This is a genomic window from Ruegeria sp. ABM4_193 (genome assembly GCF_056158705.1).
Genome location: NZ_JBSWTT010000003.1, coordinates 900,766 through 917,879, shown reverse-complemented (window position 1 = coordinate 917,879; position 17,114 = coordinate 900,766). Strand labels below are relative to the sequence as shown.

The following is a 17,114-nucleotide window of genomic DNA, read 5'->3' as shown; positions in this document are numbered from 1 at the left end:
CAATCAGCGCCTGAGCGCAAGTCGCGCGGCCAGCCAACAAACGAACATCATGACCAGATCCACCAACAGCCAAGGCCGCAGGTGTTCTGCGTCGGACGTGTCAAAGGGCAAGACAAACAGAGCTAGCCCGCTCAGACTGTCGGGCAAAGAGATGAACAGCAAAGCGATGACATTGTTGAAGAAATGCAGGGCTATGGCAGGACCCAAAGTTCCAGCTCGGGCGGTCAGATCCGACGCCAACAGACCAAAAACAAAGGCCCAAAGCGCAATCAACAGCGCGTTTCCACCCGCCGCGTCGGGCGCATAGTGACCTACCGCAAACAAGATAGATGGCACACCCATCCAAATGATCGGTGAGTTGAACCGGGCGGCAAGGGTTTGCTGGATATAGCCGCGAAACAGGATTTCTTCTGCGCTGACCTGAATCAGGACAGCAAATGCCGCAACTGGAAGCAAAAGCACCCATGTGGTCAGCGGCAATTTTTGGGTCAGTTCCCCCCCCATGCCGTAGGGAGGCAGCAGAAATCCGATGACACCGAGTATCAGCAAGGCTTTCAAAACGCTTACAAACTGCGTCACGACCAGACGTCGTTCACCTAATATGGACCATAGTGTTCGGTGTTGCATCTTGCGTGCCGCCACGGCGACACCGAATGTTATGAACCCGAAACTGACCAATAACAGAATCAACGCCAGAGGCGAGCTTCCCGCCAAAAGCTCCTGCGCCCATTCGTTCGGGCCCATCGCCACAAGCGCAGCGAAGAACACCATGTTCAGCAGGCTTACCAACACACCGATAAGCAAAAGACCCACAAGCAGGCGCCACAGTTCTGGCCGCCTACGCGCGGTTTCGGTCAAATAAGCATGCGGGAAATAGGCCTTAGGCATGGTTATTCGAACTCTCTGGCTCTTCATCCTGTGTGACTGTAGGCAGCAATTCCTCTGGGTTTTGGGCAGCGGAAATCCTGTTGGACAGCGTTGTCAGGTAACCCGCAACTGTCCGAAGCAACTGCGTGGCAACGCTTGCGTCGCTTTCCACCACAGCACGCAGTTCTTCGGCCCCGATACGCAGGAAAAGACAATCCTCTGTCGCGACAAGATCCAACTGACGATCTTCACCCGTGATGATCGACAAGTCACCAATAAGGCGTCCCGGTTCAATGATCGAGATTGGGCGTCGTGTTCCGTCTTCGTTAAACCAATCCAAACGAGCCTGACCCGTAATGCACAGATAAGCGGCGTCCGGGGCCTGACCACGCGAGAAGATGACCTGCCCGGCCTTGACTTCATACCATTGGGCCGAGAAAGCCAGCAACCGTTGATTGCGCCCGTCCAGACCCGAAAACAATTCTGTGGCCGATAGAATTTCAAGCTTCCGGCTCAGATCATTAGTTGTTCCACCGGTATCTTCAGGTTTGGTTCGGGATACGCCGTCGATCCTTCCGTCCTTGATTTCTACAAACAGATCATAAGCTTCGGGATGGGCAAAATGATCTTCCATGAAGATCATGATAGAGTCCGGCAAAAGCTCTCGCAGTTTCAGGCGGGTCCGCAACCGGCTTTCTGAATCGTGGCTGGCCAGCGCCTTGTCCAGAATTAAAACATCGGGGCGCTTGATTCCGGCGCGTGAAAATGCGGCGCGTTCCTGAAAGACGGTCGGCAGGTTGTTCCCGCCCAGACCAGAGGGCAGATCATAGATAATGGCGGCAGCTCTGCGGCGTAGGCCCGCTTCGTTCATAGCCTCGGCCACCACATCTTCGATTTCTTCCGCATGTGCGCCCGCCAACAAGGACACGCGCCCATAGATCGCATTTTCCATTACTGTCAATCGCGGGACATAAAGATCAGGAGTGACAGGCGTAAACAGCCCATCCATTGCGTCACGCAACCGCTCGGCGTGGCTTTTGCGGATCGTCAGGATCTTGTCCTTGTATTCTTCGGGGAAATCCGGGCCGATTTGCTCGGCTGTCAGCAGGAAAGGCACAGTCAGCAGCAAGGCGCGGTCTTCCTGGCTGAGCTCCGTTTCACCTTTGGCTTTGCGCTGATCTTCTATGTCGAGCAACCGGTGAAACATCTCTTTCGACATGCCAAGCCGAAGGAACAGCGGGTGGTCCGCGCCGTCCCGTCCGAATGTTTTGCCCAGTGTGTCCAGAACCGCGTTGGAAATGCTCAGAGCTTCGTCCGCCAAGTCATGTATGCTGAGCATTTTTACAAAACGGGCATCCTCGACAAGAAAGTCAGGAGAAATATCGCGGGACGGCGCGGCATAAAGCAGGTTACCACCCAATGGAACCGCCGGATTAAATCGTTCTGGGTCGAAACGATAGACATACCGGTCCAGACCTTTGGCTTTCAAACGCTCGGCAATCGTTTCCCGAAGGTTGACCACTTCCCGCGCCAAAACGGGGTGAATTTCAGGATTAAACTGCGTGCGCAGTGTACGACGGAACATGAACTCGTCGATGCCCATGGCTTCGACAAGCTGGAACCACCAATCGCGAATATCCTCGATACCGTCCAGACCTGCGAGACCGGGATCGATCCATTCATCGTCCAGCGAATCTGGTGGATTACCAGACCGGACTGCTTCAATTTGCTTGCGGGACGGCGTTCTCTGAGTTTCAGCGCCATGCTGGGGATGTGTCCGCAACGGCATCATCAGGTTATCGCCCAGCGTTCCATCAAAGAGATAGGGCCGCGAATAGGCATAGCCAATCCGGGCCGCAATCACAGCTTGGTGCAAGTCATTCAAGTTGTGCCCGGAAACGATCACGTCCCCCTGTACAGGTAAAATCTCGCGGGTCAAAAGCTGACCCAAGGCACTTCTTTCCGCGGCGTGAGAAGACTGGATCGCAACGCGCGCCCCGTGCGGGATGGTCAGGTCCAGATCTTCCAGAATGGTTTTGCCGTCGCTATCGCGCACAGTCACGTTGCGCAGCTCAATTGCCCCATCCAAGCGCGGGATCGCTTCGGGTTCTCCGGAAAACAGTTTTTCGGGTATCATGTTGTCGGGGGCGAACCGTTCAGTCACGACCTCCCACCGCAGAGACATGTCCTGAACCTGATTGTAATAGGTCAGCAAATCCTTCCATGGGCCACTGAGGTCCTTATAGGCCCCAAGTGCTGCAACCAAAGCACCCACCGTCACCTCACCCGTGATCGCCAGATAGCCGCCCACAGAATAGAACAGGAACGGCGTCATCTGAGTGATCAGATTGTTGAGGAATTTCATGAAGAATTTTTTGTTGTAGATCTTGAAACGGATCTCGAACAATTTCCCCAAACGGTCGCTGAACTGGGCCAGACGATAGCGCCAGCCGCCATTGGTGCGCAGGTCACTGATCCCAGCAGCGCTTTCACCGATTTCCGAACTCAGACGCCGGACTTCCTGAATACGGTCTTTGTTCAGCAGGTTGATTTGTCGTTGCAATTTGGGGATCAGCCAAGCTTGTAACGGGATCAATGCGATACTGGCGAGCCCGAACCACACGCTTTGCATGAACAGGAACGTGACAATGGTCAGCATCTGGCCGAACTGGAACACGGGCTGCGCAATCGCATCGCCCATCAGTCCACCCATCGGCTCAGCCTCGGATGTGATCATCGAAACCAACTCACCCTGACTGGTCGTAGCGAAATACGTTTTTGGAAAGCGCATCGAACGTTCAATCAGCGTAAAACGCAATCGACGCAGCATACGCTCGGCCAGGACGCCCTTCATCGTATTGATGCGCATCTTCATCAAGCCGCTGGCGATCACCGTGCCCAGAAACGCTACGCATAGTATCAGCAGGTAGTGGACTTGCGATACCGTGATACCCCAAATGGTAACCGTATCACCCGGAGCACCGATGGCATCATTGATGATCTGCTTGGGCAGTTCCAACGAAGCATAGAGGAACGGAAATGACAGCACTGTCAGCAACAACAAGACCAATTGCTGTTTCTTCGAGTACTTCCAAATAAAAGAAAATAAAGTGGGCTCCATTTACTGGCCTTATCGATAGCTAAACGGATGTGTGGCTAAAACTGGGTGACCCATGTTGCAGGGCCCGACGGTACGCTCTGACCCTGCGCTTTGCAAGGCAAGACCGGCACGCACGCATCCGTTCGCGCCTAACCGAATTTTGCTTTGCGCCCAACTGAAAAACGCGGGTCGAAGATCGCAATTTCGTTATTGCGGGTTTGTTCCCGAAGGCGTCTTGACTAAAGAGGCTGTGTATCGGACGACGAGGCCATGGGCAGGATTCTGGATCGCTATCTTTATCGCAAGACACTGGACCGTTGGCGGCGGGCTGCACAGCGTGTGCAAAACGCAGGACAAGCGGACTTGCGGCAGCAGCGTGATCAGGCACGCGCATTGCGAAGCCATCTTGATCAGTTGATCCAAACAGCCGACTCCCGCCTTATCCGCCCAAAAGTCGGGTCCATGCAGTTTGCCAAGCCTGTCGGCACGGACTGGAGTTGCAGACCGGACCTTTGGCGCGGACCGTTGGCGCAACCTGGCGTTGCTTCGGCTCCGCGCAAAACGGCACTTGATGCGCACGTCAACCTGTTTCATGACTGCCCCCTGTCCGAGATTACAGTGCGCCAAATCCGAAATCGGGATACAGGCGATCTGGCCCCGTTCAGTCTGTCCGTTGAAGTCTTTAGTTTCGAAGGCTCATTTCTTTCGGTGTCCGTCGATCTGCCGGGCGACGCAACGCAGAACCTTACGCGTGAGCATTTGGTACGGATGGAGACCGTAATTGACTGCGAACGATCCACCGGGCTGTTCGCGCGCCTCAATATTCAACACGGTCCCAATTCTGAACAGGTACTGCGCCAGTTGAGCGCGTCTGACGCCCAAAACACCGTAGATTTCGATCTGGCCCATCTGCCCCTGAATGAACGCCGGATCGAAAAGATCTGGGTAGATTTGATCTTTGAGACCCCAAGCATGAACCGGATGGTGGTGCGGGACCTGACGTTCTGCCGCTTCCATCGTGCCGATTTGTGAGGCAATCGGATATGACACAAACCAACTTGACCTTCCTCCGGTTCGAAAATGGACTCTGGCAAGCACATGTTCGGGCTGGAAAGGAACCTACGATTGAGGTGCGGTATCGCGGCGAACTGCTGGAAAACGTTAATCTGGCACCCAACGAAAACGGGTGGGATTTGAACATAACGGTGCCTGTTTCAGCTCTGTCTGAGGGTGTCCACAGCTTTATCATCGCCGATGCAGCAACAGCGGACAAGCTTGGAGGTTTCACCATCATCGCCGGTGAACCCGCAGCAGATGATCTGAGGACCGAAGTCGCGTTGTTGCGGGCTGAGCTGGACATGCTGAAACGCGCGTTCCGCCGGGCTTGTCGGGGCGACGACTAAGCCCGACTAAGCCAAGTCTCTATCTTTTATACCAATTTCCGTGCATCATGGGCGTATTCAAAACGGATCGCGCCCGATATGGATCGCAGTAGTATTGTTAAAGTCATCGCGTTGATGGTGACAGGATTTGGCATCGGCATCGATTTTACCGGTGCTCTGATGCTGGTCCCCGCGATTGAAAACAGCTTTGATGCCGATATCACCAGCACCCAATGGGTTTTGAATATCTATGCCCTGTTTTTTGCGATGACCATGGTCGCCGGAGGACGACTGGGCGATATGTACGGTCATCGAAAGATGATGATCATCGGCCTGTGCATTTTCCTGTTTTCGTCGGTGATGTGTTTTGTCTCGCCCAACCTTGATTTTTTGATCCTGGCGCGCGCGCTGCAAGGCATCGGCGCTGGCTGTGTTTGGCCCTGCACGCTTGCGTTTGGGGCGACTAAAGTGTCCAAACCTGAACATCGGGCTCTTGTAATGGGGCTCATTCTGGCAGGTGTGACCACCGGCAATGTATTTGGCCCAATGATCAGCGGATTGGCTGTAAACTTGGGCGAATGGCGGTATTTCTTCCTGGCCAACGTCGTCTTCTCCTGCATTTCGATGGCCACCGCCCTAATCCTGATGGAGCGCGAAACGCAGCACAAACAGGACGAGCATCTCGACTTGGCTGGTATGGGCCTGTTGGCGTTTGCCGTTCTGTTCCTGCTGTATGGGTTGGATGTTGGCGCGGATTGGGGATGGACGTCGGTACCGTTGTTGATGCTTTTTTTCATCAGCGCCGTGCTTTTCTTATTGTTCCCCAAGATAGAAAAACGCGTTACCGAGCCTTTGCTGCTGCCGCAAATGATGCAGAACCGTCAATTCAAGATCACGCTTGGCCTGAATATGTTCAACGTTTCAGCCGCCTTTGTTGGGTTGCTCTATTTTCCTCAGTATATGCAAAAAGTGCTGGGCTGGTCGGCATTTGAATCCGCATTGGGGCTTGCTCCGCTGACCGTTTTGCTGGCCGTGGGATCGATTGTTTCAGGCACCCTGTACAATGATTTCGGACCCAAGCGGCTGCTATTCTGGGGTTATATGATTGCCACAATCGGCGCCGCGTCAGTTGTCATACTGCCGAGCGATCTGGGTTACTTCCGCATTCTTCCGGGCATGGCGATGATCGGTTTGGGAGCGACCCTGACCGTTGGACCATCGGGTACAGCTGCCGTCTGCGCGGTCAAGCCCGAGCGCGCCGGGCTGGTCGGTGGGTTAAGCTTTATGACCCATCTGGTTTACGGAGCCATTTCCGTCGCCTGTGCCACTGCTGTCATGTACGTCGTCAGCTTGTCCAAACTGCGTGAAGGCCTACATGCCGCCGGTATCAAACTATCTGAGACGGATTTAAAGGCAATCAACGGCAGTACTCTGGATACGGCATCTGCCCATGCGGTGATCAGCCGCTTGAGCGCCGGCGATTTGGCAAAGGTTCAATCCGCCTTGTCCGATGCTTTTAACAGCGGCATGAGCATGGCGTTTGTTTTTTCGACAATATCCGTATCGGTGGGTATCGTGCTGGCGCTGCTGCTGGACGAAAAGAAACTGCACAAGATCGAAAGCTAGGGCGCTTTCAAGACCCGCCGACTCTCGCGATCCCGATCAGCGCCCTATTCAGAAATGCAACCAACTGCGCATTCAAATAAAAAGGGCCGCATTCATCGCGGCCCTTATTGAGTTATTGAGAAGGTCCATTCGGATTGAACGCGGACAGGCCCTTGAGGATGTCGATGGCATAAGCCAGCTGATAATCCTCTTCCCGCAGTTCAGCCGTCGCTTCAGCCTTGGCGCGGTCTTCTTCAATTTGGCGAATTTCATCCTCGCTCAGGCTATCATTGTCCAGGCTGCCACGCAGCTCGGCCTCGGACCGGGTAAAGCGGCTGTCCTCTTCCTCTTCAGTCTCGGGCTGCGGACGCGGTTGTTCCACGATGATATCCGGGCTGACACCCAGGGCCTGAATAGAACGACCCGATGGAGTATAATAACGCGACGTTGTCAGGCGCATGGCCCCGTCACCGCGCAGCGGCATGACTGTCTGCACAGACCCCTTACCAAAGCTTTTCGTACCCACCACGATTGCGCGTCGGTGGTCCTGCAAGGCGCCTGCCACAATTTCGGACGCCGAGGCTGAGCCACCGTTGATCAGAACAACGATTGGTTTACCTTCGGCCAGATCGCCCGGCGACGCATTAAAGCGCTCGCCCTCTTCCAGGTCGCGGCCGCGGGTCGAAACGATTTCACCTTCGTTCAGGAACGCATCCGACACTTTGATCGCCTGCGTCAGCAAACCGCCCGGGTTATTGCGCAGGTCCAGGACAAATCCATTGACCTTGTCAATGCCACCGGCTTCTTCGATCTGTTCCTGCAAACCTTCTTTAAGGTTCGGGAAGGTCTGGTCGTTGAACGTAGTCACTCGCAGAACCACGCTGGTGCCTTCGGTGCGCGCACGAACAGCCGTCAGTTTGATCGTATCCCGGATGATTGTAACGTCGAACGGGTCCGGCTCACCCTCACGAACGACGGTGATCACAATCTCGGAACCCACCGGGCCACGCATCAGGTCAACAGCCTTATCCAACGTAAGGCCCAGAATGCTTTCGCCATCGACATGAGTGATGAAGTCACCAGCCTCAATTCCGGCTGCGTCGGCAGGGGTGTCGTCAATCGGCGATACGACTTTGACAAAACCGTCTTCCTGCGTGACTTCGATACCAAGCCCGCCGAACTCACCCCGGGTCTGCACGCGCATCTGTTCGGCATCGTCGGGCGACAGATAGCTGGAATGCGGATCAAGCGAGGTCAACATGCCGTCAATGGCGGCCTCGATCAGTTCCTCGGGTTCGACCTCTTCAACATATTGCGCGCGGATGCGTTCAAAAATGTCGCCAAAAAGATCCAGTTGCTCATAGACGCTGGCCTTGTTTTCGGCCTCCTGCGCCAGCAGGGGTCCTGCAATCTGTGTCGTTGCAAGAATACCTGCCAAAGTTCCGGCCAGACCGGCCATCACAAATCTCTTCATACTCGCTTATCCATCCTTGTTGGTCCGGAACCATGTTTCCGGGTCCACGGGGCTATTGTCTTCTCTTACCTCTATATAGAGCGTTTCTGAGCGATCAGTTCCAGTGCCATCACCGCTTGTTGACAATATTGCGCCAATTTCCGGCGTTTCACCGGGCATCAAACCCACCGGGGTGCCTTCGGGGATCACTTGCCCGGGGTTGCCATAGACCTCTTGCAAGCCGGAAAACACAAAAAGCAGCCCAGGCTGCGGTTCAAGAATGATCAGATTCCCCAGATCCAATAAGGGGCCTCGATAACGGATCGTCGCTGCAGTGGGTGATGTGACCAAGGCGCGCGGGCGGGTTCCCAGCACCAAACCGGCGCGTGTCACCCCCGCAGCATCCGTTTCTCCAGCCTTGTGCAACAAGACGCCCTGGACCGGCAAAGAAATCTGCCCTTTCTGACCTGAAACATTCGCATCGGTTTCAACAATCTCACCTTCCGAGATTTCGGACAGACCACTAGCAAACCCATCCAACGTTTCCGTTGAAGAGATCAAAATGGCCGTGCGTACCGGATCTTCGACAAATCGTCTGGGCAGATCCGTGCGATCGGCGATGGCCTCGCTCAGCCGCGTGCGCGCATCTTGCACCCCGCTGAGACCTTCGGTCAGAGTTTCCGAAGCGCTTTGCTGTAACAGACGCAATGTCTGCACCTCGTTCAAATCATCTGCCAGAGCCTGCGCTTTTGCGTTCAAGCCCGGAGTGACCTCGGACAGCATCATACCGGCCCGCGCCGCGCCCAATGGGCCTGAAGGGTGCAACATCAAGACCGGAGGTTCTGTTGTTTCGATGGTTTGCAAGACGCCTATCAACTGTCGGACATCCTTTTCGCTAGCACGAAGTTCGGCGCTTAACTGAGCTTCGCGGGTTGCAGCTTGGCGCAACCCCTCACGCATCGCGCTCAACCCCGCCTCATAGGCCTGGATCGTTTGCGTAAGCGCACGTACGCGGTCTCGGGCACCGTCAGCCTCGCTTAGCGAGATTGAGGCGTCCTCCAACATCTCTGCGGCTTTCAATGCAGCCAGCGATGAGTCCGACTGGGCCAGCGCCGGAACGGCTGAAATGAGGAAAGCCGCAAGGGTCGCCAGTTTCATGACAATAGGCTTTCCCCAGTCATCTCGGGGGGTTTTGGCAGGCCCATCAACTCAAGCAGCGTGGGGGCCAGATCCGACAAACGCCCCTGCCGCAATTGCGCCCCTTCAGGCCCACCAACCAGCGCCACAGGCACAGGGTTCAGTGTGTGGGCGGTATGCGGTCCACCCGTTTCGGGATCAACCATCATTTCGCAATTGCCGTGATCGGCAGTGACGATCATCGCACCTCCGGCTTTTTTCAGTGCCGCTACGACTTGCGCCAAACCTTGATCCACGGCTTCACACGCTTTGATCGCCGCATTCAGATCACCGGTATGGCCCACCATGTCAGGATTGGCATAGTTCGTGACAATCAGGTCATACCCGTCTTCGATAGCCTCAACAAACTTGGCCGTCACCTCAGCCGCCGACATTTCGGGCTGCAGATCATAAGTCGCAACCTTTGGCGATTTCGGCATAAAACGGTCTTCACCCTGTTCAGGCGTCTCTTTGCCGCCGTTCAGGAAGAAAGTTACGTGTGGGTATTTCTCGGTTTCAGCCAACCGGAACTGGCGCAGCCCTTGTTTGGCCACCCATTCCCCCAAAGTATTCACGATGGCCCGTTTGGGAAAAACCGTGGTCATATAGGCGTTGTGACCGTCCGAATATTCGACCATGCCCAGCAGCGCCGAGAGAGAGGGCCGCGGCCCTGTGTCAAAATCGGAAAACCCGGGCTCTCCAATGGCGCGCAGGATTTCCCGTGCCCGATCAGCACGAAAATTGAGGCAGAAAAACCCGTCGCCGTCTTGAACGCCCGTGTAACCATCAAGAACAGTCGGGGTGATGAACTCGTCTGACTCGGACTGGTTATAGGCATGATCGACCGCACCATGGGCGCTTTGCGCCGCCCTTCCCTGCCCTTTGATCATTGCGACATAGGCTTCGCTGACGCGTTCCCAGCGATTGTCCCGGTCCATGGCAAAATAGCGTCCGCAGACGGTCACAATGCGCGCGTTTTCAGGCAGGCGCTCTTCCAGTTCCGCGATATAGGTCAGCGCCGATTTTGGCGCTACGTCCCGCCCATCGGTGGCTGCATGCAGCGCAACAGGGACGCCAGCATCGGTGATCGCAGTCGCCGCGGCGACGATATGGTTCAGATGCCCATGCACGCCACCGTCCGAGACCAGCCCCATCAGATGCGCTGTCCCGCCCGCCGCTTTCACTTTGGAGATAAATTGTTGCAGGGCTTCATTTTCGAAAAATGAGCCGTCTTCGATCGCCAGATCGATCTGACCCAAATCCATGGCGACAACGCGACCTGCGCCGATATTGGTGTGGCCAACTTCTGAATTGCCCATTTGTCCACTTGGCAGACCTACATCGGGGCCATGGGTGATCAGCGTTGCATGAGGGCCATTGGCCATGATCGTATCAAAAGTCGGCGTATTTGCCAGAAACGGCGCATTGGCTTTGGTGTCTTCGGACAGACCCCACCCATCGAGAATGCACAAGACAACAGGTTTGGGCGCGGCCATAGAATTTCTCCGATTACTGCTCGTGCGCTTCTTCTATCGCCTTGCCTTCGGCGGGTGAACCACCTTTGGGCAGGTGAAAAAGATTTAATAGACGCAGAGGCTCTATCCCTTGAGGTAGCTCTTGTATGGACGTGCCTTTCGATTTCGGTACTTCACAGTAAGGTCCAAAGGCGCGTCATTTTCATCATACACACCCAAGACAATGCCTCGGCCTCTACTTTTGGTACGCATGTCGATCAATTGCTGTTCCGACCTCGTGGTGCGTTGTGACGGTCGCCGCGCCCATGCGAACAGGTGATCATACATTTCAGCGATCACGTTTGCATGCTCTGCGCTGTTGCCCAGATCATTCAGTTCGTGAGGATCGTTTTCCAGATCAAACAGGATCGGTCTGTACCCGCCTTCGCAATGGATCAGTTTCCACTTTTTGTTGGCCACCATGAACATCACCGCTTCGCGAACCGACACTCCTACGATATCAGCGATCGGTGAGCCTGAGTAATCATATTCGCAGATGACAAAGTCCCGGGGCACCTCTTCTGCGGTCCCATGCAGGATGGGCAGCAACGAATGACCTTCAAGGATATGAGTGGCAACGTCACCGCCTGCCAGATCAACAAAGGTTGGAGCCAAATCGATGGACTCGACCAGCGCATCACTGACCGTCCCACGGGTCGCATTTGCTTCGGGCGATGGATCATAAATGATCAGCGGCATTTTGGTCGAAGCATCGTGAAAAAACGTCTTCTCACCCATCCAATGATCACCAAGAAAGTCGCCGTGATCCGAGGTTAGAACGATCATCGTGTCGTCCATCCGCCCGGTTTTTTCCATCCAGTCGAACAGACGCCCCATCTGGTCGTCGGCTTGTTTGATCAAGCCCATATAGGCTGGGATCACCGCCTCACGCACATCCTGTCGCGAAAAGGTCTGACCAATCTTTGTGTCCATGAACGCCTTGAGCACCGGATGCGCATTTTGCCGTTCAGCCTCGGATCGCACTACGGGCAAAACATGTTCTGGACCGAACATTGAGGCATAAGGTTCTGGCACGATGTAAGGCCAATGCGGTTTGATAAAGCTCAAGTGGCAGCACCACGGTCCGTTATGTGATTCCATGAACTCAATACCGCGCCCTGTCAGATAAGGCGTTTCACTGTCTTCTTCGGCGATGTTGGCCGCTTCGGGCGCGTTCTTCAGAAACCAGCCGGACAGCACGTTGCCCTCGGCATCCAGACCTGAATTGGCAAAATCATGCCATGGATTGTCGCTCTCGTACCCCTTGGCCTTGAGGAACTTGTTGTACTCCTTCGCTCCGTGCGGATCGTAAAACCCGTCGGGACCCTCGGGCAGCATACCGTCATCGCGTTCGAACACGTCAAAGCCGCATTCGGCAACCCGGGCACCAATCAAGCTGTCGGGTTCCAGCCCCAACCGCGCCATGCCTTCGGCATCGGCGCGCATGTGGGTTTTGCCGACCAGCCAGCAGTCCATTCCCGCCTTGCGAAGATGATCACCCATCGTGATCTCGCCGACTTTGAGCGGAATACCGTTCCAAGACGCCCCATGCGAATGCACATAGCGCCCGGTATAGGTCGACATGCGCGAGCTGCCGCAGATTGGTGACTGAATGTAAGCCCGGTTAAACCGCACGCCTTTGGCTGCCAGGCGATCTATGTTTGGCGTGTGCAGGTGCGGATGCCCGTAACAGCTCAGATAGTCCCAGCGTAGCTGGTCGAACATGATGAACAGGATGTTTTTTGCCTTGGCCAACGCGACGCCCCTAAACCTTACGGAAACTTAGTTAGCCATTTCCGTCCGCAGTGCGAAGCAAAACTTTGCTTCAGGCCTGACGTTCCATCTGCTCCAGCATCTTCTTGGCGCGCTTGCATTGCAGCTGATCGCGCAACGGGCTGTTGGGATCCACGTCTTTTTGGCAGACAACGCATTTATCAGCACCCGATATGGCATTCAGACCACCACAGCTGCCTTTGATGGTCTTGCCCATCAGCATGACGCCGAGTGACATACCCACCATAACGAGGGCGAGAAGAATAAAAGCCAGAATAAAAGTGCTCATCTCAGCTCCTCCAGTCAGTTCGATTCCAGCGCGTCTTTGAACGCGGTGCTATGGGCAGTAATATAAGCTTCTTCACCGCCTGTCACATCCCGCGAGATGAAATACACGGCAAGTTTATGCTCTTCCGCCAGTTTCAGACCTTTTTCCTGACCCAAAGCCAGCATCGCGGTGGCCCAGGCATCGGCCATCATCGCGTTTTCGGCCAAAACAGTGACAGAGGTTGTCCGGTGCGTAATCGGGCGTCCCGTCGTCGGATCGATAATATGCGAATAGCGCACGCCGTCTTGTTCGAAGAAATTCTTGTAGTCGCCCGAACTGGCCATGCCCAGGTCATTCACTGACACGATCAGCTGAATGCTCTGACTGCCCGTTTCCGGTTTTTCGATGCCGATGCGCCAAGCTTCGCCCTTTTCGTTCTGACCCATGGCGACCAGATCACCACCAATTTCAACCAGGTAATTCTCGATTCCGGCGTCCCTTAAGGTTTCGGCAACCGCATCGATGCCATATCCTTTGGCAATTGCAGACAGGTTGATACCGACGCTGGCGTCAGATTTCGTTAGAGTTCCGGCTTCGGTACCCAGCGTCAGCAGACGGCTTTGGCCGACGCCGTTTAACGCGGCTTGGATGTCAGCATCAGATGGCACCGGATCTTCGGGCTTACGAGGGCCAAACCCCCATAATTCGATCAGTGGGCCAAGGGTCACATCGAAAATTCCACCGGTTTTTTCGTGCACGTCGTTGGCAGCAGCGATGACCAAAGCGAATTCGTCCGAGATAGTCATCGGCTCTGTACTGGCCGACGCCGAAAAGACAGAGACCTCGGAATTCGGGTCCCAGTTCGACATCTTCGCGTTGACCTCAGCCAATGTCTCATCGACCGAGGCTGCAAGTTTGGCCTCGTCCAGATCTTCGCTTATGGCAGTGATATTGAAGGTTGTCCCCATCGTTTCACCGGACAGGCGAACCACTTCGGGCTCCTTGTCCAAAAAGCAGCCGGAAAGAAGGGCGACAAGGGCCACAAAAGGCAAAAGACGCATGGGGCGAGCTCCGGGAATTTCTATGCCCGGCATATGCCAGTGACCCTCGTCAGAGTCAAATCGACATCAGAGTTTTAACGGCAGAAAACCCAATACCAAAAGCCCAACCCCAGCCGGAACTCCAAACAACCACGCTCGCTTCTGCCACCCCGGGGCCTGTTGCTTCCAGGCCATGCGAAAGTTGTGACCACACACGACAACCGCAAAGAAGATCAAAGCGGCCACAGGCGGTGTAAGGTACAGTCCACTCACAAGCTTGATCGTCCTTTGTTGACCACGGATTTTGTGCATTCGGGCATTTGCACCCTATACAGGTCGTTTAGCTGCGCTAAGGTGAAAGTGAAAGACATTGCAAGAACCATAAGGAGATTGCCCATGGCCCCAACCTCTTACCAGTCACCAACACGCGGCGACAAGGCAGACAAGACGACGTATAGCCAATCGGCAGAATCAAACTTGTCGCACTCACAGACCACCGTGGCCAAACTGCTTGAGGGAAAAGGGGACGCGGTATTTTCGGTACGGCCAAACGATACGATCCATTCGGTGGTCAACACGCTTAAGGACAAGCGGATCGGGGCCGTTTTGGTGACGGATCAGAACGGTGCATTGCAAGGCATCCTGTCAGAGCGCGACATTGTACGGCGCATGGCAGACACACCCGGCCAGACCTTGCCGCAAGCGGTCGAAGACCTGATGACCAAAGAGGTCAAGACCTGTACACCAGACGATCTGCTAAACGATGTCCTGAAGACGATGACCGAAGGCCGTTTCCGCCATATGCCCGTTCTGCGTGACGGCCATTTGAGTGGCGTCATCACTATCGGAGACGTCGTGCATTTCCGCTTGAAAGAGCTGGAATACGAAGCCCTTCGGATGAAGCAGATGATCGTCGGCTAGGATCAGCCTGTCGAAAGGAACCTGACGCCTCCGTCCTCGATCTCCGCGGCCGTCAACCGGCCTGAGGCAAAAGCGCCCGTGTCAATCGACAGGACCCTGTTTCTGACACGGGGCTGGTCTACGATTGTGTGACCGTGCACCACCCATTGATCATCGCCGCGCGCGGTTCTTGGGAACATGGGATGTCCCCAAAGGCAGATCTGACGATCCTGAGCTTCGATAGCGCGACGAGGGTCCAAAGCCGCGTGAACAATAGTGACGTTGCCACTGGTCCAGGTCAGGGGCCGCTTTGTCAGCCATTCCAGCAATTCCTGACCCATCGCTTGTCGCAGGCCTTCGGCCAGTTCCATGACTTTCCGGCTGTCTTCCAGGTCTCCAGTCGGTTTGAGCCCGAATGACGCCAGCGTATGCAGACCTCCGTTTCGAAACCAGAGCCTTGCATGGCGTTCTGGATCATCCAAGAAATGCAACAACATCTCTTCATGGTTACCAAGAAGGCAATGGACGCGCCGATCTGATGCTTCGCTCAGATGGTGCAGATGGCGCAACACTTGCGCGCTGAAAGGCCCCCGGTCAATGTAGTCTCCAATAAAAACCAGAGGGCTTTGATCATCCAAGCGTGGCAACAACGCATGCAACAAATCCAGACGGCCATGAATATCAGCCACCGCCGTCACTCGCGTTGTGGGGGCGGTGTCACAGGGGAAGGTGTCGGTTGCTCGCCCTGTTTTGCGTTGAAGTCGCTGTCTGATCCAGTTGCTAATCATACGGTCTGTTCCCTACCCTTCTCGCCTATTGGCGGCAATGAACAACTGATTGAACAGGCAAAGTGTTGACCAACGGCCTTAGGTTGTCCGATATGGCCTTGAAAATGGTCATGGCCCTTGGTCTGGTTAGTGGACCAAAGCCGTTTGGTCAGTCATGATTTTGCAGAGCGTTCAGAGGGTTTTATGAAGCGGGTATTGATTACGGGCTCTGCGGGGTTCATCGGTTTCCATCTGGCCAAGCTGCTTCTGGCAGAAGGGTTCCGGGTGCATGGCTATGACGGAATGACCGATTATTACGATGTGACCCTGAAACAGCGCAGACATCAGATCCTGTTGCAAACCCTAGGGTTTACCGCGACCGAAGATCGGCTGGAAAACTATGACCGTCTGGTGCAAGTGGCGAACGAGTTCCAGCCCGATGTCATCGTCCACCTGGCGGCCCAAGCCGGTGTTCGGCACAGCCTCGAATACCCCCGAAGCTATATCGAATCTAATGTCGTTGGCACGTTCAACGTGATGGAAATCGCGCGTCAGCATGAGGTCGAGCATCTGTTGATGGCTTCGACCTCGTCCATCTATGGTGCCAACGAAGAAATGCCGTTTACCGAAACGGAAAAAGCGGACACGCAATTGACCATCTACTCTGCCACCAAAAAGGCGAATGAGGCGATGGGGCATTCCTATGCACATCTGTGGAATCTGCCGACCACGATGTTTCGGTTCTTTACGGTCTATGGCACCTGGGGGCGGCCCGATCTGGCCTATTTCAAGTTTGTGGCCGCCATTTTGGAAGGTCGTCCCATTGATATCTACAATCATGGAGACATGTATCGGGACTTCACCCATGTTGAGGATCTTGTGCGCGGGATCAGATTGCTAATCGATGTGCCCCCGGTCCGGCCGGCCAGCCGTGAAGACATTGAGGACGGCGACAGCCTGTCACCCGTAGCACCCTATCGTATCGTCAATATTGGAAACGGCGACAAAGTGCGCTTGATGGATTTCATCGAAGCTATCGAAGAGGCGGTTGGACAGAAGGCAATCAAGAACTTTATGCCGATGCAGATGGGCGACGTTCATGCGACATGGGCAGATAATCGCCTGTTGCAGCGGCTAACCAATTACCGTCCGCAAACAGACCTGAAGGATGGCATAGCTCAGTTTGTTGCCTGGTATCGGGATTATTACGGAAAATAGCGTCGTGTGACGGCCAAAACTAAAAAACCGGCGCTTGAAGCGCCGGTTTTT

Annotated in this window: 14 protein-coding genes; 5 read left to right on the top strand and 9 right to left on the bottom strand. The window is 54.9% G+C overall.

What is annotated here, in order from left to right; all coding sequences use genetic code 11:
• Positions 1–3: 3 nt before the first annotated feature.
• Both ACXADZ_RS22390 and ACXADZ_RS22385 read right to left on the bottom strand, forming a co-directional pair.
• Entirely contained in the window at positions 4–888 is an 885-nt protein-coding gene (locus ACXADZ_RS22390) for a lysostaphin resistance A-like protein (RefSeq protein ID WP_475200049.1), read from the bottom strand.
• The gene (locus tag ACXADZ_RS22385; protein WP_475200048.1) at positions 881–3,988 is read right to left on the bottom strand and encodes an ABC transporter transmembrane domain-containing protein; all 3,108 of its coding nucleotides are present in this window, start codon (positions 3,986–3,988) and stop codon (positions 881–883) included. Before ACXADZ_RS22385 ends, ACXADZ_RS22390 begins: the two co-directional genes overlap by 8 nt.
• Before the next feature lie 249 nt (positions 3,989–4,237).
• Here ACXADZ_RS22385 and ACXADZ_RS22380 point away from each other — a divergent pair, with 249 nt between their 5' ends.
• The 3 genes from ACXADZ_RS22380 to ACXADZ_RS22370 all read left to right on the top strand — a co-directional run bounded on the left by ACXADZ_RS22380 (position 4,238) and on the right by ACXADZ_RS22370 (position 6,975).
• The gene (locus ACXADZ_RS22380; RefSeq protein ID WP_475200046.1) at positions 4,238–4,999 is read left to right on the top strand and encodes a DUF6478 family protein; all 762 of its coding nucleotides are present in this window, start codon (positions 4,238–4,240) and stop codon (positions 4,997–4,999) included.
• A gap of 11 nt (positions 5,000–5,010) precedes the next feature.
• On the top strand, positions 5,011–5,370 hold the full coding sequence (locus ACXADZ_RS22375) for a hypothetical protein (protein ID WP_475200044.1): 360 nt from the start codon (positions 5,011–5,013) through the stop codon (positions 5,368–5,370).
• 78 nt (positions 5,371–5,448) lie between these two features.
• Complete coding sequence (locus ACXADZ_RS22370; protein ID WP_475200043.1) at positions 5,449–6,975, top strand: MFS transporter; 1,527 nt, start codon at positions 5,449–5,451, stop codon at positions 6,973–6,975.
• 112 nt (positions 6,976–7,087) lie between these two features.
• Here ACXADZ_RS22370 and ACXADZ_RS22365 read toward each other — a convergent pair whose 3' ends face one another.
• From ACXADZ_RS22365 to ACXADZ_RS22340, 6 genes are all read right to left on the bottom strand, one after another.
• The gene (locus ACXADZ_RS22365) at positions 7,088–8,428 is read right to left on the bottom strand and encodes a S41 family peptidase (protein ID WP_171094911.1); all 1,341 of its coding nucleotides are present in this window, start codon (positions 8,426–8,428) and stop codon (positions 7,088–7,090) included.
• Positions 8,429–8,434: 6 nt separating this feature from the next.
• Entirely contained in the window at positions 8,435–9,565 is a 1,131-nt protein-coding gene (locus tag ACXADZ_RS22360) for a murein hydrolase activator EnvC family protein (protein ID WP_475200041.1), read from the bottom strand.
• The gene (gene gpmI, locus ACXADZ_RS22355) at positions 9,562–11,079 is read right to left on the bottom strand and encodes a 2,3-bisphosphoglycerate-independent phosphoglycerate mutase (protein ID WP_475200039.1); all 1,518 of its coding nucleotides are present in this window, start codon (positions 11,077–11,079) and stop codon (positions 9,562–9,564) included. Before gpmI ends, ACXADZ_RS22360 begins: the two co-directional genes overlap by 4 nt.
• A gap of 102 nt (positions 11,080–11,181) precedes the next feature.
• Positions 11,182–12,852: a sulfatase-like hydrolase/transferase gene (locus ACXADZ_RS22350; RefSeq protein ID WP_475200038.1), complete on the bottom strand. Its 1,671-nt coding sequence runs from the start codon at positions 12,850–12,852 to the stop codon at positions 11,182–11,184.
• 70 nt (positions 12,853–12,922) lie between these two features.
• Positions 12,923–13,159, bottom strand: a complete 237-nt coding sequence (gene nqrM / locus ACXADZ_RS22345; protein ID WP_171094920.1) for a (Na+)-NQR maturation NqrM — start codon at positions 13,157–13,159, stop codon at positions 12,923–12,925.
• A 14-nt stretch (positions 13,160–13,173) separates the two neighbouring features.
• On the bottom strand, positions 13,174–14,199 hold the full coding sequence (locus ACXADZ_RS22340) for an FAD:protein FMN transferase (protein WP_475200036.1): 1,026 nt from the start codon (positions 14,197–14,199) through the stop codon (positions 13,174–13,176).
• 375 nt (positions 14,200–14,574) lie between these two features.
• Here ACXADZ_RS22340 and ACXADZ_RS22335 point away from each other — a divergent pair, with 375 nt between their 5' ends.
• Entirely contained in the window at positions 14,575–15,099 is a 525-nt protein-coding gene (locus tag ACXADZ_RS22335) for a CBS domain-containing protein (RefSeq protein WP_171094924.1), read from the top strand.
• A gap of 2 nt (positions 15,100–15,101) precedes the next feature.
• On the opposite strand, the gene ACXADZ_RS22330 is transcribed toward ACXADZ_RS22335, so the two are convergent.
• Entirely contained in the window at positions 15,102–15,767 is a 666-nt protein-coding gene (locus ACXADZ_RS22330) for a metallophosphoesterase (protein WP_475200034.1), read from the bottom strand.
• A gap of 282 nt (positions 15,768–16,049) precedes the next feature.
• On the opposite strand from ACXADZ_RS22330, the gene ACXADZ_RS22325 reads away from it, so the two are divergent.
• Positions 16,050–17,063 (top strand): NAD-dependent epimerase/dehydratase family protein, encoded by a 1,014-nt coding sequence (locus ACXADZ_RS22325; protein WP_475200032.1) that lies wholly within the window; start codon positions 16,050–16,052, stop codon positions 17,061–17,063.
• Positions 17,064–17,114 lie beyond the last annotated feature (51 nt).